The 20,232-nt window shown below is 60.9% G+C and carries 19 protein-coding genes; 15 read left to right on the top strand and 4 right to left on the bottom strand.

The genetic code is table 11. The features are described 5' to 3' along the window. Positions 1 to 228: 228 nt before the first annotated feature. Positions 229 to 780: a GNAT family N-acetyltransferase gene (locus BW978_RS17100; RefSeq protein ID WP_076397030.1), complete on the top strand. Its 552-nt coding sequence runs from the start codon at positions 229 to 231 to the stop codon at positions 778 to 780. A gap of 3 nt (positions 781 to 783) precedes the next feature. Here BW978_RS17100 and BW978_RS17095 read toward each other — a convergent pair whose 3' ends face one another. Both BW978_RS17095 and BW978_RS17090 read right to left on the bottom strand, forming a co-directional pair. Next, positions 784 to 1,182 carry a DUF2794 domain-containing protein gene (locus tag BW978_RS17095; RefSeq protein ID WP_076397029.1) on the bottom strand — a complete coding sequence of 133 codons (399 nt, stop codon included), beginning with the start codon at positions 1,180 to 1,182 and terminating at the stop codon, positions 784 to 786. A 94-nt stretch (positions 1,183 to 1,276) separates the two neighbouring features. Beyond that, the gene (locus BW978_RS17090; protein ID WP_083697622.1) at positions 1,277 to 2,215 is read right to left on the bottom strand and encodes a LysR family transcriptional regulator; all 939 of its coding nucleotides are present in this window, start codon (positions 2,213 to 2,215) and stop codon (positions 1,277 to 1,279) included. Positions 2,216 to 2,387: 172 nt separating this feature from the next. Here BW978_RS17090 and chvE point away from each other — a divergent pair, with 172 nt between their 5' ends. The 9 genes from chvE (at position 2,388) to BW978_RS17045 (ending at position 13,153) form a co-directional block, all read left to right on the top strand. Then, positions 2,388 to 3,458, top strand: coding sequence for a multiple monosaccharide ABC transporter substrate-binding protein (chvE, locus tag BW978_RS17085; RefSeq protein ID WP_076397027.1), 1,071 nt, complete (start codon positions 2,388 to 2,390; stop codon positions 3,456 to 3,458). A 122-nt stretch (positions 3,459 to 3,580) separates the two neighbouring features. Continuing rightward, the gene (gene mmsA, locus BW978_RS17080) at positions 3,581 to 5,116 is read left to right on the top strand and encodes a multiple monosaccharide ABC transporter ATP-binding protein (protein ID WP_076397026.1); all 1,536 of its coding nucleotides are present in this window, start codon (positions 3,581 to 3,583) and stop codon (positions 5,114 to 5,116) included. Further along, on the top strand, positions 5,116 to 6,327 hold the full coding sequence (gene mmsB / locus BW978_RS17075) for a multiple monosaccharide ABC transporter permease (protein ID WP_076397025.1): 1,212 nt from the start codon (positions 5,116 to 5,118) through the stop codon (positions 6,325 to 6,327). The genes mmsA and mmsB overlap by 1 nt, the downstream gene beginning before the upstream one ends. Before the next feature lie 10 nt (positions 6,328 to 6,337). After that, positions 6,338 to 7,303 carry an AraD1 family protein gene (araD1, locus tag BW978_RS17070; protein WP_076397024.1) on the top strand — a complete coding sequence of 322 codons (966 nt, stop codon included), beginning with the start codon at positions 6,338 to 6,340 and terminating at the stop codon, positions 7,301 to 7,303. Positions 7,304 to 7,352: 49 nt separating this feature from the next. Beyond that, positions 7,353 to 9,098, top strand: coding sequence for an L-arabinonate dehydratase (araD, locus tag BW978_RS17065; RefSeq protein WP_076397023.1), 1,746 nt, complete (start codon positions 7,353 to 7,355; stop codon positions 9,096 to 9,098). Between the two features lie 11 nt (positions 9,099 to 9,109). Next, on the top strand, positions 9,110 to 10,039 hold the full coding sequence (locus tag BW978_RS17060) for a Gfo/Idh/MocA family protein (protein ID WP_076397022.1): 930 nt from the start codon (positions 9,110 to 9,112) through the stop codon (positions 10,037 to 10,039). 21 nt (positions 10,040 to 10,060) lie between these two features. Further along, positions 10,061 to 11,575, top strand: coding sequence for an aldehyde dehydrogenase (NADP(+)) (locus BW978_RS17055; protein WP_076397021.1), 1,515 nt, complete (start codon positions 10,061 to 10,063; stop codon positions 11,573 to 11,575). A 9-nt stretch (positions 11,576 to 11,584) separates the two neighbouring features. Continuing rightward, positions 11,585 to 12,517, top strand: coding sequence for a 2-dehydro-3-deoxygalactonokinase (locus tag BW978_RS17050; protein ID WP_076397020.1), 933 nt, complete (start codon positions 11,585 to 11,587; stop codon positions 12,515 to 12,517). A gap of 3 nt (positions 12,518 to 12,520) precedes the next feature. Further along, on the top strand, positions 12,521 to 13,153 hold the full coding sequence (locus tag BW978_RS17045) for a 2-dehydro-3-deoxy-6-phosphogalactonate aldolase (protein ID WP_076397019.1): 633 nt from the start codon (positions 12,521 to 12,523) through the stop codon (positions 13,151 to 13,153). Positions 13,154 to 13,424: 271 nt separating this feature from the next. On the opposite strand, the gene BW978_RS17040 is transcribed toward BW978_RS17045, so the two are convergent. Together BW978_RS17040 and acnA are read right to left on the bottom strand one after the other, a co-directional pair. Continuing rightward, positions 13,425 to 14,141, bottom strand: coding sequence for a DUF1223 domain-containing protein (locus tag BW978_RS17040; RefSeq protein WP_244551988.1), 717 nt, complete (start codon positions 14,139 to 14,141; stop codon positions 13,425 to 13,427). A 234-nt stretch (positions 14,142 to 14,375) separates the two neighbouring features. Further along, positions 14,376 to 17,069, bottom strand: coding sequence for an aconitate hydratase AcnA (gene acnA / locus BW978_RS17035; RefSeq protein ID WP_076397017.1), 2,694 nt, complete (start codon positions 17,067 to 17,069; stop codon positions 14,376 to 14,378). Between the two features lie 273 nt (positions 17,070 to 17,342). Between acnA and ccmA the strand changes: the two genes are divergently transcribed. Genes ccmA through BW978_RS17010 form a run of 5 tightly spaced genes read left to right on the top strand, consistent with a single transcriptional unit; the run spans position 17,343 to position 20,227 of the window. Beyond that, entirely contained in the window at positions 17,343 to 17,987 is a 645-nt protein-coding gene (gene ccmA, locus BW978_RS17030; RefSeq protein WP_076397125.1) for a heme ABC exporter ATP-binding protein CcmA, read from the top strand. After that, positions 17,984 to 18,643 carry a heme exporter protein CcmB gene (gene ccmB / locus BW978_RS17025; protein WP_054150054.1) on the top strand — a complete coding sequence of 220 codons (660 nt, stop codon included), beginning with the start codon at positions 17,984 to 17,986 and terminating at the stop codon, positions 18,641 to 18,643. Before ccmA ends, ccmB begins: the two co-directional genes overlap by 4 nt. 59 nt (positions 18,644 to 18,702) lie before the next feature. Further along, complete coding sequence (locus BW978_RS17020) at positions 18,703 to 19,470, top strand: heme ABC transporter permease (RefSeq protein ID WP_076397016.1); 768 nt, start codon at positions 18,703 to 18,705, stop codon at positions 19,468 to 19,470. Next, entirely contained in the window at positions 19,467 to 19,640 is a 174-nt protein-coding gene (gene ccmD / locus BW978_RS17015) for a heme exporter protein CcmD (protein ID WP_076397015.1), read from the top strand. The genes BW978_RS17020 and ccmD overlap by 4 nt, the downstream gene beginning before the upstream one ends. Then, complete coding sequence (locus BW978_RS17010; RefSeq protein ID WP_076397014.1) at positions 19,637 to 20,227, top strand: DsbE family thiol:disulfide interchange protein; 591 nt, start codon at positions 19,637 to 19,639, stop codon at positions 20,225 to 20,227. The genes ccmD and BW978_RS17010 overlap by 4 nt, the downstream gene beginning before the upstream one ends. Positions 20,228 to 20,232 lie beyond the last annotated feature (5 nt).

The following is a 20,232-nucleotide window of genomic DNA, read 5'->3' as shown; positions in this document are numbered from 1 at the left end:
TGCTGCAGGGGGTGGAAGACCGCAAAGGGTTGCCCGAAAGCGTGCATGGACCGAATTCCTCTTCGCGGCGAGGGATTACAAGGTTTTCAGCGCGAGTCAAGCCGACACACCCGCCGCTTCGGCGAAAAGCGAAGGTGGTGGGATCTATCGCAGTGTCACCGTGACACGCCGGCGCTTGTCTCGCCTGTCAGCACGTGGATAAAGAAGCAGGTTGACCGGAGTAGTTGCATGAAGCTCGAAATTCGCGATCTGATCCCTGACGACCTGCCGCAGGTGACTGCGATCTACGCAGACGCCGTGGTCAACGGAACCGCGAGCTATGAGCTCGTTCCGCCGGATCTCGAAGAGATGTCGGCGAGATTTGCCGCCCTCAAGGTCAAGGGCTATCCCTATCTCGCTGCGGTCGATGAAAAGGGAGCGCTTGCGGGCTATGCCTATGCTTCGGCCTTCAGAACCCGCCCCGCCTACAGATGGCTCGTCGAAGATTCCATCTACATCGCCCCCGCTGCCCGTGGCCGCGGTGTCGGGAGGGCCCTGCTCCGGGACTTGTTGACACACTGCGAGGCGCTGGGTTTTCGCCAAATGGTGGCGGTCATCGGCGGTGCGAGCGAGGCGTCGATGGCCGTGCACCGCAGTTTTGGCTTCGAGCCCGCCGGACGCCTGGTGGGAACCGGTTTCAAGCACGATTTGTGGCTCGACACCATTTTCATGCAGAAGGCGCTGGGCGAGGGCAATTCGACCATGCCCGATCTGTCGCGCTATCCCGGCACGATGCTTTGAGCCTCAGTCGAGGGCTTTCAGAGCCTTGTCGAAAACCTTGAGGACCTGGCGAAGGTCATGGCCGCGCTTCAGGATCCGGCCATCCGTTGCGATGACCGAAAATGCGCCCTGCTTGGCAGCAAGCTTCGGATTCTTTTCGATCCGGTAGAGCGGATATTCGCCTGACCTTTTGAAAACGGAAAAGACGGCGCGATCCTTGAGGTGATCGATCGCATAGTCGCGCCATTCACCCTCCCCGACCATGCGGCCATAGATCCAGAGGATCGCGTCCAGTTCGCGGCGATGGAACGTGACGGGAAGAGGGTCGAGGGATTGTCTGTACACGCCGAGATCGACTACGCCGGTGGCGCTTTTCTCGGCTCCCTCGTCTTCACGGCGCTGCCCTTCCGGCTGCTCTGTCATCAATGCTCCATGAGCTACGATTCATGACGGCTGGGTGACAGTGTGCCTGACATGCCCGAAATTGCAAGCTTATCGGGGTCCCGCGACCATGGTCTCAGCGCCCCCTGCTCAGGAATCGACTGAGCAGCAGCTCACGCAGCCGTGCGGCGATCGGCGACAGACGTTTGCCGTTCAAGGTGATCAGATGATAGGGCGTCACTTCGATCGGCGTGTCGAGCTTCAGCGTTGTCAGGTCGCCGACGGGCGTCTGGCGACAGAGAAGATCGGCGACTTCACGCGACATCGGAGCGATCGCGTTGGACGAAGCGAGCATCGCGATCATGACCAGAAGAGATGTGGTGTTGACGATGTTGCGCGGAATGGGGGCGCCTTCCTCGATGAAGACATTCTCGACCGCCTGGCGCAACGGGGTGCCGGGCGCCTGCATGACCCAGGGAAAATGGGCCATGTCGGAAATGTTCAGCCGGTCCACGTTTCCAAGCGGATGACTGCGGTGCACGACGATCTCCACCTCTTCCATGGTCGCGCCGTCGACATGGAACTGCCGCGCGTCGATGCCGGCCGGGATGCGCCCGAGAACGAAGTCGTATTGGCCCGATAGGAGATCGCGGATCATCTCGCCGCTGGGTGCGACGTCGACGTGGATGTCGACCGTGGACGCTTCAGCCTTCAACGCTCTGATGGCAGGGACGACATAGCCGACCGCTCCGCCGGTCACGGCGCCGATCCTGACCTTTCCCGTCAAGCCGCGCTGGATTGCTTCCACCTCGCGTGCGGCTTCGCGCATTTCCTCCAGTACGTTCTGTGCCCGGCGAGCAAGCGCACTGCCGACCGCCGTCGGCTCCATGCCTTTGGGCGTTCGAACGAAAATCGGTGACCCGACATAGCGTTCGATTTCGCCCAACATGCGGGAAGCCGCAGGCTGCGTCAGTGCAAGCTCCTGAGCAGCCAAGCTTAATTGCCCGAGCTCTGCGATCGAGCGGATCAGGTTCAGATGCTTTGGTTGCAATCGGTGGACATGAATTTCGGCCATAAAGGACATATCAACTATGGTATGAAGAAAGTCAAAATAATCATTTGATCGGTATATTGGCCACGATAAGACTCGCCACGGAGCTGGGGGCTGCTGCGTCAGCCGCTCGTTCTTGTTTCAGCGAGTAGCCAGGAGGAGCTTGGCCTCGCACGGTATGACCAGGGAGGTTACCATGAAGAAACTTGGCGCCCTGATTGCGTCGCTCGCAATCGGCATCGCATCATTCGCGCCCGCGTCCTTCGCACAGGACAAGGGCATGGTCGGCATTTCGATGCCGACGAAGACGTCGACCCGCTGGATCTCCGATGGCGAGACCATGGAAAAGCTGTTCCAGGACGCTGGCTACACGCCGGACCTGCAGTTTGCTGACGACGACATTCCGAACCAGCTGGCTCAGATCGAAAACATGGTAACCAAGGGTGCCAAGGTTCTCGTGATCGGCGCCATCGACGGCACCACGCTCTCCGACATCCTGCAGAAGGCTGCCGATGCTGGCGTCAAGGTCATCGCTTATGACCGCCTGATCCGTGACTCGGGCAATGTCGACTACTACGCAACCTTCGACAACTTCCAGGTCGGCGTTCTCCAGGCAACCAGCCTCGTTGATGGCCTCAAGGCCAAGTTCCCGGACACCAAGCCGTGGAACGTCGAACTGTTCGGCGGTTCGCCTGACGACAACAACGCCTTCTTCTTCTACGATGGCGCCATGTCGGTTCTGCAGCCGCTCATCGACAGCGGCGACATCGTGATCAAGTCCGGCCAGCAGGGCATGGACCAGGTCGGTACGCTGCGTTGGGACGGCACGGTCGCCCAGGCTCGTATGGAAAACCTGCTCTCCTCGACCTACACCGAAGACAAGCTGCATGGCGCTCTGTCTCCTTATGACGGTCTCTCCATCGGTATCCTGTCGGCTCTCAAGGGCGTAGGTTACGGTTCGGGCGACATGGCGATGCCGGTTGTTACCGGTCAGGACGCCGAGCTGCCCTCGATCAAGTCGATGCTTGCCGACGAGCAGTACTCGACCGTCTTCAAGGACACCCGCGAACTCGCCAAGGTTGCCGTCTCGATGGTTGAAGCCATCATGGAAGGCAAGGAGCCCGAGATCAACGACAGCGAAACCTACAACAACGGTGTCAAGGTCGTTCCGTCCTACCTGCTGAAGCCTGTCGCTCTCGACAAGGCCAATGCCAAGGACGTTCTGGTGAATGCCGGCTACTACACGGCCGATCAGATCGACAACTGATCCTTCGGATCGCATCCGGGTCCGCGATCCGTCGCGGACCCCTTTTCTATACGCATTGAGGGAGCTCGCGCCTCCGGCTCGATCCAGATAGGATCGCTGGCTTGGCGCAGGGAATTCTGTACATGGACAACATCATTCTCGAGATGCGCGGCATCACAAAGACATTCCCCGGCGTGAAGGCGTTGGACAATGTCAATTTCAAGGTGCGCGAGGGCGAGATCCACGCGCTGGTCGGCGAAAATGGCGCCGGCAAGTCCACGCTGATGAAGGTCCTGAGCGGCGTCTATCCTGCGGGCACCTATGACGGTGATATCTATTACGATGGCGAAGTCCGTCGTTTCGGCCGGATTTCCGACAGTGAGGAACTCGGCATCATCATCATTCACCAGGAGCTGGCGCTCGTGCCGCTCCTGTCGATCGCCGAGAATATATTCCTCGGCAACGAGATCGCCGACAAGGGCGTGATCCATTGGCCCCAGACCTTCGCGCGCACGAAAGAGCTGCTGAGGAAGGTCGGCCTGAAGGATTCGCCCTCCACGCGCATCACCGACATCGGCGTCGGCAAGCAGCAGCTGGTCGAAATCGCCAAGGCCCTGTCGAAGAAGGTCCGGTTGCTCATCCTCGACGAGCCAACCGCTTCGCTCAATGAAACGGATTCGGACGCGCTGCTGACGCTTCTGATGGAATTCCGCAAGCAGGGGATGACCTCGATCATCATCTCCCACAAGCTCAACGAAATCCGCAAGGTCGCCGACCAGATCACCATCATTCGTGATGGCGGCACTGTCGAGACGCTCGACTGTCACACGCAGGAAATCACGGAAGACCGGATCATCAAGGGCATGGTCGGCCGTGACATGGAAGACCGTTATCCGAAGCGCGTACCGAAGATCGGCGAGATGCTTCTCGAAGTGAAGAACTGGAACGTCTTCCACCAGAACCACCGTGATCGTCAGTTCCTGCACGATGTTGCCTTCAACGTTCGCGCGGGTGAGGTCGTCGGTATCGCCGGGCTCATGGGCGCCGGCCGCACCGAGACGGCAATGAGCATCTTCGGCAAGTCCTGGGGTCACAAGATCACCGGTGACGTCTGGATGCATGGCAAGCCGGTCGACGTTTCTACCATCCCGAAGGCGATCGGTGCGGGCCTTGCCTATGTGACGGAAGACCGCAAACATCTCGGTCTCGTCCTGCAGAGCAACATCAAGGAAAACACCACGCTCGCCAATCTCGATGGCGTGTCCAGCGGCACTGTCATTGACGATCGCAAGGAAGCCAAGGTGGCTGCCGATTACCGGCAGAAGCTCAGAATCCGGTCGCATTCGATCTATCAGGAAGCGGTCAACCTGTCTGGCGGCAACCAGCAGAAGGTCGTGCTGTCAAAGTGGTTGTTCACCAACCCCGAGATCCTGATCCTCGACGAGCCGACCCGCGGCATCGACGTTGGCGCAAAATTCGAAATCTACACCATCATCAACCAGCTTGCCGCCGAAGGTAAGGGCATTCTGATGATCTCATCTGAAATGCCGGAACTGCTCGGCACCTGCGACCGCATCTACGTCATGAACGAAGGTCGCATCGTCGCGGAACTGTCCAAGGAAGAAGCAAGCCAAGAGTCCATCATGCGTGCCATCATGCGCTCTGGGGAGAAATACTAATGGCCATCGACACAAGAACCGAAACCCCCAAGGTCTCCGTGGGCGACTACCTGCGCAACAACATCCGCGAATACGGACTGCTGCTGGCGCTCGTCGTCATCATGTTGCTGTTCCAGTTCCTGACCGACGGCGTTCTCTTCCGCCCGGTCAACATCACCAATCTGGTGTTGCAGAACTCGTTCATCGTCATCATGGCGCTCGGCATGCTGCTGATCATCGTGGCCGGGCATATCGACCTGTCGGTCGGCTCGATTGTCGCGTTCATCGGCGGCATATCGGCGATCATGCTGGTCAAATGGGGCTGGCATTTCTCCCTCGTCGTTCCGCTGTGTCTGATGCTCGGCGGCATCATGGGTGCCGCCCAGGGCTACTGGGTCGCCTATCAGAAGATCCCGTCCTTCATCGTGACGCTCGCCGGCATGCTTGTCTTTCGCGGTCTGACCTATGTCGTCCTGCAGGGACGCCCGATCGGTCCGTTCCCGAAGGAATTCACGCTGCTGTCGACCGGCTTCATCCCGGATTTCCTGCCGCTGACGGATGTTGCGACGACGGGTATTGCCAACCACGTCGCAATCATCGTTGTCGTGCTGCTCGTTGCTCTCGCGATCTTCAACGGCATGAAGCACCGCCGCCTGAACGATGAGCATGGCACCGAAAACGAACCCTTCGTGTTCTTCGCCGTGCAGATGGGCATCATCAGCGTTGTCGCGATCTTCCTCGGCTATCAGCTCGCGACCTATCGCGGTCTGCCGAACGTGCTCGTCGTCATGGGCATTCTAATTGCCCTCTATTCCTTCGTGACCACCCGCACGACCATTGGCCGTCGCATCTATGCGCTGGGCGGCAACGAGAAGGCCGCAAAGCTCTCCGGCATCAATACCGAACGCCTGGTGTTCCTGACCTTCGTCAACATGGGTGTTCTCGCAGCGCTCGCCGGCATGATCATTGCGGCGCGCCTCAATTCGGCGACGCCGAAGGCCGGTGTCGGCTTCGAACTCGACGTCATCGCGGCCTGCTTCATCGGCGGTGCTTCGGCATCCGGCGGCGTGGGCAAGATTACCGGTGCAGTCATCGGCGCCTTGATCATGGGTGTCATGAACAACGGCATGTCGATCATGGGTATCGGCATTGACTACCAGCAGCTCATCAAGGGCCTCGTGCTTTTGGCTGCTGTCTTCTTCGACGTTTACAACAAGAACAAAGCAGTCTGAGGATAGGCTTATGTTTCTCTCGCAATTGAAGGCTGGCGGCATCATTTGCCGCCAGGGTGAGGCTGCGCGCCTTGTCCCAGGATTTAACTCCACCTACGAACTGGCCAAGGCGGCGATAGCCGCCGGGACCACCGTGGCCGCCCTGATCGAAAAGCAGGGCCAAGGCGACACTGTCGACCTCGTCGCGCTTGCGGCCGAAGGCAAGCTCGATTGCCCGGTTCGTCATCCGGATCCGGCCCACATGTACCTGACCGGTACGGGTCTCACCCATACGGGTTCGGCATCGGCTCGCGACAACATGCATGCGGACACCGCCGGCATGAGCGACTCGATGAAGATGTTCCGCATGGGTCTGGAAGGCGGCAAGCCGAAGCCCGGCGAAACCGGCGTACAGCCCGAGTGGTTCTACAAGGGCAACGGTTTCAACGCCGTCGCACCCGGTGACGATCTCGTGTCGCCGTCGTTCGCTCTCGATGGTGGTGAGGAACCGGAAATGGCCGGCTATTATATCATCGGCGAAGACGGCACGGCGCATCGCCTGGGCTTCTCGGTTGCCAACGAATTCTCCGACCACGTGACCGAGAAGATCAACTACCTCTTCCTGGCCCATTCCAAGCTGCGTCCGGCCTCCTTTGGTCCGGAACTGCGCGTCGGCGCCCTCCCCGACCACGTCGAAGGCACCTCGCGCATCGTGCGCGCTGGCCAGACCGTGTGGGAGAAGCCCTTCCTCTCGGGCGAGGCAAACATGTCTCACACGATCGCGAACCTTGAATATCACCATTTCAAGTATGCGCTTTTCTGCCAGCCCGGCGACCTTCACATCCACATGTACGGCACGGCGACATTGTCCGTTGCAGACGGCTTCGTGACCCAGGAAGGCGATGTGTTCGAAATCGAGTCACCGCAATTCGGTCTTCCGCTGCGCAACCGCCTGGCAAAGGCAGCCGCAGAGACCGTCAAGGTGAAAATGCTCTGAGCGGATCGGTCAACCGACCCGCCCATTCAACAGAGACAGGACGATAGCCATGAGCAAGTTCAAACCGGCGGCCTGGCCGCGCCAACTGAGATCGCAGCACTGGTACGGGGGGACGTCCCGCGACACGATCTATCATCGTGGCTGGATGAAGAACCAGGGCCACCCGCACGACCTGTTCGACGGCCGTCCCGTCATCGGTATTCTCAACACATGGTCTGACCTCACCCCCTGCAACGGTCATCTGCGCGAACTGGCGGAGAAGGTTAAGGCTGGCGTTTGGGAAGCTGGTGGGTTTCCGGTCGAAGTTCCGGTCTTCTCGGCGTCGGAAAACACCTTCCGCCCGACAGCAATGATGTATCGCAACCTTGCGGCGCTTGCCGTCGAGGAAGCCATGCGCGGCCAGCCGATCGATGGTGCCGTGCTGCTCGTCGGCTGCGACAAGACAACCCCTTCGCTTGTTATGGGCGCCGCTTCGACCGACATTCCTTCGATCGTCGTGACTGGCGGTCCGATGCTGAACGGCTATTTCCGCGGCGAACGCGTCGGTTCCGGTACGCATCTGTGGAAGTTCTCCGAAGCCGTGAAGGCGGGTGAGATGACGCAGGAGGAATTCGTCGAGGCCGAAGCATCGATGTCGCGTTCCAGTGGTACCTGCAACACCATGGGTACCGCTTCGACCATGGCGTCGATGGTTGAAGCCCTCGGCATGGCGCTGTCCGGCAATGCCGCGATCCCGGCCGTCGACAGCCGCCGCAAGGTGATGGCGCAGCTTTCGGGCCGTCGCATCGTGCAGATGGTCAAGGATGATCTGAAGCCCTCCGACATCATGACGAAGGAAGCCTTCGAGAACGCGATCCGCGTCAATGGCGCCATCGGCGGCTCGACCAATGCCGTCGTGCATATCCTCGCGATGGCCGGCCGCGTCGGCGTCGATATTACGCTCGATGACTGGGATCGCCTCGGCCGCGACATCCCGACGATCGTCAACCTTATGCCGTCGGGCAAGTATCTGATGGAAGAGTTCTTCTATGCGGGTGGGCTGCCCGTCGTCATCAAGCGCCTCGGCGAAGCCGGCAAGCTCAACAAGGATGCGATCACCGTTTCGGGTGAAAGCATCTGGGACGAGGTCAAGGACGTTCGCAACTGGAACGAAGACGTCATCCTGCCGGTCGACAAGGCGCTCACCCAGCAGGGCGGTATCGTCGTTCTGCGCGGCAATCTGGCGCCCAAGGGCTGCGTGTTGAAGCCGTCGGCTGCCTCTCCGCACCTGATGAAGCATCGCGGCCGCGCCGTGGTCTTTGAAGACATCGACGACTACAAGGCGAAGATCAACGACGAGTCACTCGACATCGACGAAACCTGCGTCATGGTCCTCAAATACTGCGGTCCGCGCGGCTATCCGGGTATGGCGGAAGTCGGCAATATGGGTCTTCCGCCGAAGGTGCTCCGCAAGGGGATCACCGACATGGTCCGCATCTCCGATGCGCGCATGTCCGGTACCGCCTACGGCACTGTTCTGTTGCACACGTCGCCGGAAGCGGCGCGTGGTGGTCCGCTCGCCATCGTCAAGAATGGCGACTTCATCGAAGTCGATGTCGAAGCCCGTCGCGTGCATCTCGACATCTCGGACGAGGAAATGCAGCGCCGTCTCGCCGATTGGCGTCCGCCGGTCGAGCCGCCGGCAAGCGGCTATGCCAAGCTCTTCCATGATCACGTCGAGGGTGCCGATACCGGTGCGGACTTCGACTTCCTGAAGGGCTGCCGCGGTTCACCGGTCGGCAAGGACGCACACTGAGGGATATCACCATGGCAGAACGTATCCCGCTGGCGCTGGTCGGCATCGGCAAGATTGCCCGCGACCAGCATATTCCATCGATCGCAGGCGGTGACGACTTTGTCGTTGCCGCCGGCGTCAGCCGGCATGGCAAAGTTGACGGTGCGGAGAACTTCACCGATTTCGATGAGTTCTTGGCTACACGGCCGGACATCAAGGTCGTGTCGCTCTGCACGCCGCCTGAAGTCCGCTTCGACATGGCGAAGGCTGCTATTGCTGCCGGCCGCCATGTTCTGATGGAGAAGCCACCGGCGACCACTCTGGGCGAGGCAAATGCTCTCACCGAGCTTGCTGCCAAGGCTGGCGTGACGTTGTTCGCGACCTGGCACTCGCGCTTTGCCCTTGGTGTCGAGCCTGCCAAGCAATGGCTCGCAGACAAGGTCATCCAGTCGATCTCGATCGTCTGGAAGGAAGACGTACGTCGTTGGCATCCGGGCCAGGCCTGGATCTGGGAACCGGGTGGCTTTGGAGTCTTCGATCCTGGTATCAATGCGCTTTCCATCCTGACGGAGATCGTTCCCGGCCACATCATGGTCGAGAAGTCGGTTCTCGAATTCCCCGAAAACAAGAAGCAGCCGATCGCCGCTTCCATCGCCATGCGGACCGTCGAAGGGGCGCCGATTTCGGCCGAATTCGACTGGCGACAGGAAGGCCCGCAGACGTGGGACATCACAGTCCAGACGAATGCCGGCGAGTTGCGCCTTTCAAAGGGCGGCTCGGAACTCTATATCGGGGGTAAGGAACAGGCGTCCGGCCCGGACCGCGAATATGCGGGAATCTACGAACGCTTCGCCCACCTCATCCGCTCTCGCCAGAGCGACACCGACTATCAGCCGCTGCGCATCGTGGCGGATTCGTTCCTTTGCGGGGAACGAAAAGTCGTCGCTCACTTCGAAGACTGACATCAAAAGGAGGCCCATCCCATGGCCTATACACCGACTGGAAAACACCTGATCGCCGGCAACTGGGTTGCCAGCACGGATACTTTCACCTCGTCGCCTGCCACGGGCTCCTCCCACACCTTTTCCAAGGGCACGCCTGCCCTGGTCGATCAGGCTGTCAAGGCCGCCGAAGAGGCCTTCGAAACCTATGCCTATTCGACGCGCGAAGAGCGTGCCGCTTTCCTCGATGCCATCGCTGAGGAGATTGATGCACGCGGTGATGCCATCACCGAGATCGGCTCTCAGGAGACCGGCCTGCCGGAAGCCCGCCTGATCGGCGAGCGCGGCCGCACCACCGGTCAGCTGCGCCTGTTTGCCGCCCATATCCGCAAGGGTGATTATCTCGACCGCCGTCACGATGAAGCCCTGCCGGATCGCAAGCCGCTTCCTCGCTCGGACCTCAGGATGGTCCAGCGCCCGATCGGCCCGGTTGCCGTCTTCGGTGCCTCGAACTTCCCGCTCGCCTTCTCGACGGCTGGTGGCGATACGGCTGCAGCCCTTGCTGCCGGCTGCCCCGTCGTCGTCAAGGCGCATGATGCCCATCCGGGCACCGGCGAAATCGTGGCGTCCGCCATCGATGCCGCCATCAAGCGTTGCGGCGTGCATCCGGGCGTTTTCTCGCTCGTGCATGGCGGCAGCCGCGATGTCGGCCAGGCGCTGGTTCAGCACCCGCTGATCAAGGCGGTCGGGTTCACCGGTTCGCTCGGTGGTGGTCGCGCACTCTTCGATCTCTGCGCCCAGCGCCCGGAACCCATCCCTTTCTTCGGCGAGCTCGGCTCGGTCAACCCGATGTTCATGCTGCCCAAGGCTGTTGCCACCCGTGGCGAAGCCATCGCCAAGGGCTGGGTCGGTTCGCTTACCATGGGTGCCGGCCAGTTCTGCACGAACCCTGGTATCGTTGTGCTGCTGAAGGGCGCCAACGCCGACAAGTTCGTCGAGACGGCAACCGAGGCCCTTTCGGGTGTCGGACCGCAGACCATGCTGACCGACGGCATCGCCAAGGCCTATCGTGACGGTGCCACCCGCATCGCCGGTACCGAGGGCGTTCGCTCGGTACTCACCTCGACCTGCGACTTGCGCAACGCTACCCCTTACCTGTTCCAGACAACAGCCAAGGACTGGCTCGACAATCACGTGCTCGGCGAGGAAGTCTTCGGACCGCTCGGCCTGATCGTCATCGCGGAAAGCGAAGACGAAATGGTCGCCATGGCCCGCAGCCTCTCCGGCCAGTTGACGGCATCTCTGCATGTTGACGCCGGTGACGAAGCGCTTGGCAAGCGTCTGATGCCGATCCTGGAACGCAAGGCTGGCCGCGTGCTCGCCAACGGCTTCCCGACTGGCGTCGAAGTGGCCGATTCCATGGTTCATGGTGGCCCCTACCCGGCGTCCACGAACTTCGGCGCGACCTCGGTCGGTACACTGTCGATCCGCCGCTTCCTGCGGCCGGTCTGCTACCAGGACATCCCGGCGGCGCTTCTGCCGACCGATCTCGCCTGAGGACATCCCGTGACTGCATCAGCCTTTGCCGCGCTCGTCGATTGGGGCACCAGCAACCTCCGTCTCTGGCTCGTTGATAGCCAGGGCGCGGTCCTTGGTGAAAGGCAGTCACCCGAGGGAATGGGCAGCCTGGATAAGGCTGCCTATCCTGCCGTGTTGGAAGGGCATCTTTCCGCACTCGGCGCGCCATCGGATCTCCCGGTGGTGGTTGCCGGCATGGCCGGTGCCCGCACCGGCTGGCGGGAAGCACCCTATGTGGAAACGCCAGCGCCTCTGGTGGGCCTGTTCCAGCATGCGGTCCAGCCGGAGGGTGCCAAGCGTCCGGTCTATATCCTGCCTGGCGTTTGCCAGCGCGAGGGCGGTGCCTTTGACGTCATGCGCGGCGAGGAAACGCAGCTGGCCGGCGCGCTGGAGCAGGGCCTCGACAATGCCCTCTTCTGCCTGCCTGGAACCCATTCCAAATGGGCCTTGGTCGAGAACGGTCAGGTGAAACGCTTCTCGACCGTCATGACCGGTGAGCTGTTCAATCTGATTAGCCGGCAATCGATCCTGCGGCTTTCCGTTCCGGAAGACGGGGATGCGGAAGCTGATCCCGACATTTTCGACGCTGCCGTCGATCAGGCGCTGCAGCCCGGGTTTGCTCTGACCTCCGTGCTGTTTTCAATCCGTGCCGAAAGCCTGCTTGCGGGCCAAGGGGCAAAGGTCAATCCGGCAGCTCGCCTGTCTGGCCTTCTCATCGGTGCCGAGATCGCCGCCATCCGAGATGACCTTCTGGGCCACGGAAAGGCCTACCTGATCGGCACGGGAAAGCTGACGCGTCTTTATGCGCGCGCCATCACCACGGCCGGCGGTGAGCCTGTTCTGCTTGATGGCGGCCTGCTGGTGCGCCGTGGCCTGCTTGCCTCGGCGCTTTCGCTTTTCGATTATGAATTCAAGGACTGAACGATGACTGCCTCCGTTGCCTGGCCCGCCCTTCGCCGCAACCTCGTTGCCATCCTGCGCGGCATCAAGCCGACCGAGATCGAGGCAACCGTCGATGTTCTCATCGAGGCTGGCTTCGAAGCGATCGAAGTTCCGCTGAACTCGCCTGATCCCTTTGTCTCGATCGAAAAGGCGCGCAAGCGCGCCCCTGCAAACGTGCTGATCGGCGCCGGCACCGTTCTCGAGGTCTCGCAGGTCGACCGCCTTCATGACGTTGGCGGAAATCTGCTCGTCACCCCGAATGTCGAACCCGACGTTATCAGGCGTGCCGTCGCCCATGGCATGGTGGCAATGCCGGGCGTCTTTACGCCGACTGAAGCGCTTCTTGCCGCCAAGTCTGGTGCGTCGGCCCTCAAGTTTTTTCCGGCTAGTGTGCTTGGACCGGGCGGCATTTCCGCCATCAAGGCCATCCTGCCGTCGCATCTGCCGATCGGCGCGGTCGGCGGTGTCTCCGATTCCAACTTTGCCGATTACTGGAAAGTCGGCGTTCGTGCCTTCGGTCTTGGTTCCAGTCTCTACAAGCCGGGCGATGATGCCAAGCTGATTGGCGAGCGTGCGGTCAGAAGTGTGGAGGCCTACGACGCCCTGCAGGGCTAAGTGGGGACGACCTTATCTGCATTAAGAGCCCGTCCGCCTGCCGGACGGGCTTTTTTCGTTTCAACTTATAAATATCGCGTGTGACCGATATCACGCGTCAAATCAGATAAACGTGCCGCTGCCCAAATTTGAACATACCTGCGCCGTTTTTTGCGATATAGTATAACTAACTTGGTTGGCGCGGTGCGCCAAAAGGTCCGGTCTGGCGCATTGACCCCTTACCCCCAGCCCCCCAATGCTTCCGGGCCGGACCACACCAGGTTGTTTTCCCCTACAGCGTATTCGGCTTTACCATCATCATCGTCGCACCGACGATATGGGAGGGGTTTCCCTTTTCATCTGCCGTTTGCAGCAAGATCGCACAGCCGTCGCTCTTGTCGTCGCCCATGCGTCTGGCGGGCAGCGTAAGGTCCAGAGGCTTCCCGTCCCACATGCCGACGGTTTGCACATCGGTCACGCTGTGCCAGTAGTCCAGGTTCTGTCCGGTGTTTTCACCCTTCAGGACCTCGACGGTCTGATGCTGGCGGAAGTAGACAACGACAACATTGGCCTTGCCGTGACCAGCGCCGACGGAGATCGTCAACTGGTCGTCGTGCCGCGAGGCGCGTATGGGTACGAGCAGGCCATTGCCGGCAGACTGGAGCTTCTGGAGACGACGGTCGATATCCGTTGCGTCGGTACCCTTCAGGTGCTCTCGACCGTTGAGAACCGCTTGGGGCGTATAAACGCCGCTCCGGCCAAAAGCTTTCGCATAGGCATATTGCCGCTCGGTGTTCTCTGGCGTGGCAAGCGTATCGGCCCAGCCGAGATAATTCCAGTAATCGACGTGATAGGAGAGTGCCACCACTTCTCCCTGACGCACCAGTTTCTCAAAGGCGCGATCGGCAGGCGGGCAGGAACGACAGCCCTGCGAGGTGAAAAGCTCGACGACACCTTTCGGCTCGACAAATTCCTCGGCCGTGCTTTGGCCTGGAAAGAGGAACAGCATCGACGCAGCGAGGGCCACCATTGCCCATGCCGTGACCCATGCCGTTGTCTTGTCAGAATTCTTGTGCCGCATGCTATCGAGATGCCTTCACTTGAGTGCAGCACTGATAGCGCCAAGAGCGCCATGCGGGAAGTCACGATGGGGTGAAACTTTCGGCACCGACCGAGCGTGCTGGTGCATAAGGAAAGGCCGCCGGTTTCCCGACGGCCTCTCATGGTCTTGTGCCTCAGGCGATCAGGCGGCGAGATCGCGCAGAACGGTCTGCAGGATGCCACCATTGTTCATGTAGGTTACTTCGTCGAGCGTATCGATGCGGCAGAGCAGCGGAACATCCTTCACGGTGCCGTCGGAGTAGGTGATCTTGGCGATCTTCTTCTCGCGCGGCTTGATATCGCCTTCGAGACCTTCGATCGTTACCACCTCGTCACCCTTCAGGTTCAGCGAAGCCCAGGTCGTACCGTCCTCGAAGGTGAAGGGGACGATGCCCATGCCGACCAGGTTCGAGCGGTGGATACGCTCGAAGGACTGAGCGACCACGGCCTTGACGCCGAGCAGGTTGGTGCCCTTGGCAGCCCAGTCACGCGAAGAACCGTTGCCGTATTCGACGCCAGCGAAGATGACGAGCGGAACGCCTTCTGCCTTGTAGGCCATCGCCGCATCATAGATCGACAGCTCTTCCTTGGACGGATAGTGGATGGTGTAGCCACCTTCCTTGCCGTTCGGGCCGAGCATGTGATTGCGAATGCGGATGTTGGCGAAGGTGCCGCGCATCATGACTTCATGATTGCCACGGCGCGTGCCGTACTGGTTGAAGTCCGCCACACCTACGCCGTTGTCCGTCAGGTATGCACCTGCCGGAGACGCTGCCTTGATCGAGCCGGCCGGAGAGATGTGGTCGGTGGTGATCTTGTCGCCGAAGAGACCGAGGACGCGGGCGCCGTTGATGTTCTTCAGGCCCGAACCGGTCTTGCCCATGCCGACGAAGTAAGGCGGGTTCTGGACATAGGTCGACTTGTCATCCCAGGCATAGGTCTGACCGGCCGGGACCTGAACGGCCTGCCAGTTTTCGTCGCCCTTGAACACGTCGGCATACTTCGATTCGTAGAGTTCGCGCGTGACGTATTTCAGGATGAATTCCTGGATCTCGTGCGACGTCGGCCAGATGTCCTTGAGGAAGACCGGGTTGCCGTCCTGGTCTTCACCGAGCGGCTCGGTGGTCAGATCCTTCTGGACGGTGCCGGCAAGCGCGTAGGCGACGACCAGCGGCGGCGATGCCAGGTAGTTGGCCTGGACGTCCGGCGAGATGCGGCCTTCGAAGTTACGGTTACCCGAAAGTACGCCTGCGGTGATCAGGCCCTTGTCGTTGATCGTCTTCGAGATTGGCGCCGGCAGCGGGCCGGAATTGCCGATGCAGGTGGTGCAACCAAAGCCGACCAGGTTGAAGCCGAGGGCATCCAGGGAGGTCTGAAGGCCAGACTTGGCCAGATATTCGCCAACGACCTGAGATCCGGGCGCGAGTGAGGTCTTCACCCACGGCTTCGACTTCAGGCCCTTGGCAACGGCGTTGCGGGCGAGAAGGCCGGCCGCAATCAGAACGCTCGGGTTCGAGGTGTTGGTGCAGGAGGTGATTGCGGCAATCGCCACATCGCCATGGCCCAGGTCGAAGTCCGTGCCTTCAACCGCATAACGGTTGGAGAGCTGGCCGGGCTTCTTGTAATCACCCTCGAGAGCCGTTGCGAAGTTCGGAGCAATGGTTTCGAGCGGCAGGCGGCCTTCCGGACGCTTCGGGCCGGCCATGGACGGGACGACGTCGCCGAGGTCGAGTTCGAGCGTGTCGGTGAAGATTAGGTCCGAACCGTCGCTGTCGCGCCACATGCCTTGCGCCTTGGAATAGGCTTCAACGAGGGCAATACGGTCCTTGGTGCGGCCAGACATCGTCAGGTAGTTGATGGTTTCGCCGTCAACCGGGAAGAAGCCGCAGGTCGCACCATATTCCGGGCCCATATTGCCGATGGTCGCACGGTCGGCCAGCGTCATCGAATCAAGGCCGGGGCCGTAGAATTCGACGAACTTGGAAACAACGCCCTTCTTGCGCAGCATCTGCACGACGGTCAGGACGAGGTCGGTCGCGGTCACGCCTTCCTTGACCTTGCCGGTCAGCTTGAAGCCGATAACTTCAGGCAGCAGCATGGAAACCGGCTGGCCGAGCATGGCGGCTTCGGCTTCGATACCACCAACGCCCCAGCCGAGAACGCCGAGACCGTTGATCATCGTCGTGTGGCTGTCCGTGCCGACGCAGGTGTCCGGGTAGGCGGTGGTTTCGCCGTCCTCATCCTTGGTCCAGACGGTCTGGCCGAGGTATTCCAGATTGACCTGGTGACAGATGCCGGTGCCCGGGGGAACGACGCGGAAATTCTTGAACGCCTGCTGGCCCCACTTCAGGAAGCGGTAGCGCTCGCCGTTGCGCTCGTATTCGAGCTCGACGTTGCGGGCGAAGGCCGTCGGCGTACCGAATTCGTCGACGATGACAGAGTGGTCGATGACGAGGTCGACGGGAACCAGCGGATTGATCTTTTCCGGATCACCACCGAGATTGACCATGGCGTCGCGCATGGCGGCGAGGTCAACGACGGCAGGAACGCCGGTGAAGTCCTGCATCAGAACGCGGGCAGGGCGATATGCGATTTCCGCTTCGGCCAGCCCCTTGTTAACAAGCCATTCGGCGACGGCCTGAATGTCCTTCTTGGTGACCGAGCGGCCATCTTCGTTACGGAGAAGGTTCTCGAGAAGCACCTTCATCGAGTAAGGGAGCTTCGATACACCGGCAAGACCGTTCGCTTCGGCCTTCGGTATGCTGTAGTAGACATAGTCCTTGCCGTCGACGGTCAGGACCGACCGGCAATTGAAGCTGTCGAGAGATTTAGCCACGGATAGAAACCCCGCATATTCTGATAGCCAACACGATCGTGCGGACGCCTATGCACTTCATGCACATCAGGATGCGGGTACGACCATTTCCGCTGTCCGCACGTGAACATCGCTCCTCGCGATACTCAAGTTCGGCACAAGGATGAACTTCACGCCGGCCGCTGGCGTGGTTGCAGGTCTTATAGATAATTTCTAAGAAAGGCGCCAGACCGACGAAGGACGAAAACGGAATTTTTTATGAGGCAGGCCTCATCCTGCCAGAAGGCGACCATGATCAGGCTCGAAGCCGAAAATCTCTCAGCGCGCCGCGGCGAGGATCTGATTTTCGTTAATGTTTCCTTTAAGTTGGCTCCAGGAGAAGCGATGGTTCTGACGGGCCGAAACGGCTCCGGAAAATCGACGCTTCTGCGCGTCATTGCCGGACTGCTTCGTCCGGAGACAGGCCGGGCGGTCTGTGTCTCCGACGCGGACGGAGAGGCAAGGTCCGCCGGAGAATTCAGCCACTACCTCGGCCATCGAAACGGCATGAAACGCGAACTGACGGTTGCCGAGAACCTCGCCTTCTGGAAATCCTTCCTCGGCGATCTCGGCGGAGTGGGGCTCAGCGTGGAGGCTGCGGCTGCGGCCGTCGATCTCTCCGGCATCACGCATCTTCCGTACGGCTATCTTTCTGCCGGTCAGCAGCGGCGCTTCGCCATGGCGCGGCTTCTTGTCGCGCATCGACCGGTCTGGATCCTCGACGAGCCGACGGCCGCACTCGACCGCAAGGCGGACGCGATGTTCGAAGAGCTCGTGCGTCGTCACCGGGAAGCGGGCGGCATCGCCCTTGCCGCAACCCATCAGCCGCTCGGTATGGATGGAGCCCAGACGCTGGAGATGCTCGGCTTCGATGGCGTCGAACTGGAGTATTCCGCATGATGGCGCTTTTTCTCCGGGATCTGAAACTCTCCGTCCGTGCCGGCGGCGGCGCGATGATCGGTGTCCTGTTCTTCACCACGGTCGTTGCCGTCATCCCCTTCGGTGTGGGGCCGGATCTCAACCTCCTCTCGCGGATCGGACCTGCCATCGTTTGGATCGGGGCCCTGCTCTCTGCCCTGCTCGGCCTCGATCGGCTGTTCCAGGCCGAACGCGACGACGGGTCGCTCGACATTCTGCTGATGCAGGAAACACCGCTCGTGCTCACAGTGCTCGTCAAATGCCTGGCGCATTGGGTTGCGACCGGTCTGCCGCTCGTGATCGCCTCTCCCCTTCTCGGCCTTTTCATGAACATGGATGAGGTCGCCATCGGCGCCGTGATGCTGACACTGCTGGTCGGATCGCCGGCGATCACCTTCATCGGTGCGGCCGGTGCCGCGGTCGCCGTCGCCCTGCCCCGCGGTGGTCTGCTGGTGTCCATTCTCGTGCTGCCGCTTGCCGTCCCCGTGCTGATCTTCGGTGTCAGTGCGTCCTATGCGGCGGTGGAGGATCCCGCCCCTTTCCTGCCGCCCTTCATGTTCCTTTCGGCCATCACGCTTCTCTTTGCCGTGATCGGACCCGTGGGTGCGGCCGCGGCCTTGCGCAGTTCAGGCGATTGAGACAATTCGGCTTGACTAGGATCAATTGCAGGGCCGGCTGAGACAGGCTAGAACAAGGTATGACCGACAATAGCCTCGCCCTGACCAAGATTATCGATCTCGCCAACCCGACGCGATTTCTCGCTTTTGTCGAGCGGGCCCTGCCGTGGTTCGTCGGTATCACCGCGCTCCTCTTTGTCGTGGGGCTATACCTTGGTTTCACGTCCGAGACGGACTACCAGCAGGGCGATACCGTGCGCATCATGTATGTGCATGTGCCTGCCGCCTGGCTCTCGATGATGTGTTACTCCGTGATGGCGCTTTCGGCGATCGGGACGCTGGTCTGGCGTCATCCGCTGGCGGATGTCAGCCACAAGGCTGCTGCCCCGCTCGGAGCGGCCTTCACGCTGATTGCTCTCGTCACCGGTTCGCTGTGGGGCAAGCCCATGTGGGGCACCTGGTGGGTCTGGGATGCGCGCCTCACCTCGGTCTTCGTGCTGTTCCTGATGTATCTGGGCCTGATTGCGCTCAATCGCTCCATGGACGACCCGTCCAAGGCTGCGCGCGTCAGCGCCGTCCTGATCCTGGTCGGCTTCGTCAACATCCCGATCATCAAGTTCTCGGTCGACTGGTGGAACACGCTGCACCAGCCGGCCAGCGTGATGCGCCTTGATGGTCCGACCATCCATCCCGAGTTTCTCTGGCCGCTCCTCGTCATGGCTTTGGCCTTCACCCTCCTCTTTTTCACGCTGCATCTGATGGCGATGCGCAACGAGATCTGGCGCCGCCGCGTCGGCGCACAACGCCGCATGGCCGCGCGTCAGGCTGGCCGGGAACACCAGTCATGACTCACGGCTTCTACGTCATTGGATCTTATGTGCTGACTGCCGCGATCTGTCTAAGCTTGGCCGTCTGGATCTATCTCGATGGTCGGGCCCGACAAGCGGAACTCAAAGCACTGGAAGGACAGGGCATTCGCCGTCGTTCGGCCCCTGCTGGACAGGATACGTCGGCATGACCGAGCGTACCGAAACCGAAGCAGCCGGTTCCAAGGGGCGTGGGCGGTATCTGATCGCCGCCTTGCCGCTCGTGCTGTTTGCCGGTCTGGCTGCCGTCTTCATGACACAACTGCAGTCCGGACGGGATGTCTCCGAGATCCCGTCGGCGCTGATTGGGACCAAGGCACCGGTCCTCGACCTTGCCGCTCTTGAGGGCTCCGAGCTCCCGCCACTGACCACGGCTGCCATTTCCGGCAAGCTGACGCTGGTCAACGTCTTCGCATCGTGGTGCGTGCCGTGCCGGCAGGAGCATCCGATGCTCCTCGAGCTCTCCAGGGACCCGCGCGTCAATGTGGTTGGCATTAACTACAAGGACCGCAACGACAACGCGCTGCGGTTTCTTGGCGAACTCGGCAATCCCTACGATGCGATTGGGGTTGATCCCAATGGCAAGGCTGCCATCGATTGGGGCGTCTATGGCATTCCGGAAAGCTATCTCGTGGGAGCCGATGGCACGATCCTCTACAAGAAGGTCGGTCCCTTCGATCCGGAGAGCTTTCAGACGCAGCTGATGCCGGCGATCGAAAAGGCGCTTGCCGGCAGCTGAGCCTC

Origin of the sequence: Rhizobium sp. RU33A (assembly GCF_900156055.1) — a bacterium.
Classification (GTDB): Bacteria; Pseudomonadota; Alphaproteobacteria; order Rhizobiales; family Rhizobiaceae; genus Allorhizobium.
This window is presented reverse-complemented; position numbering and strand designations above follow the sequence as displayed.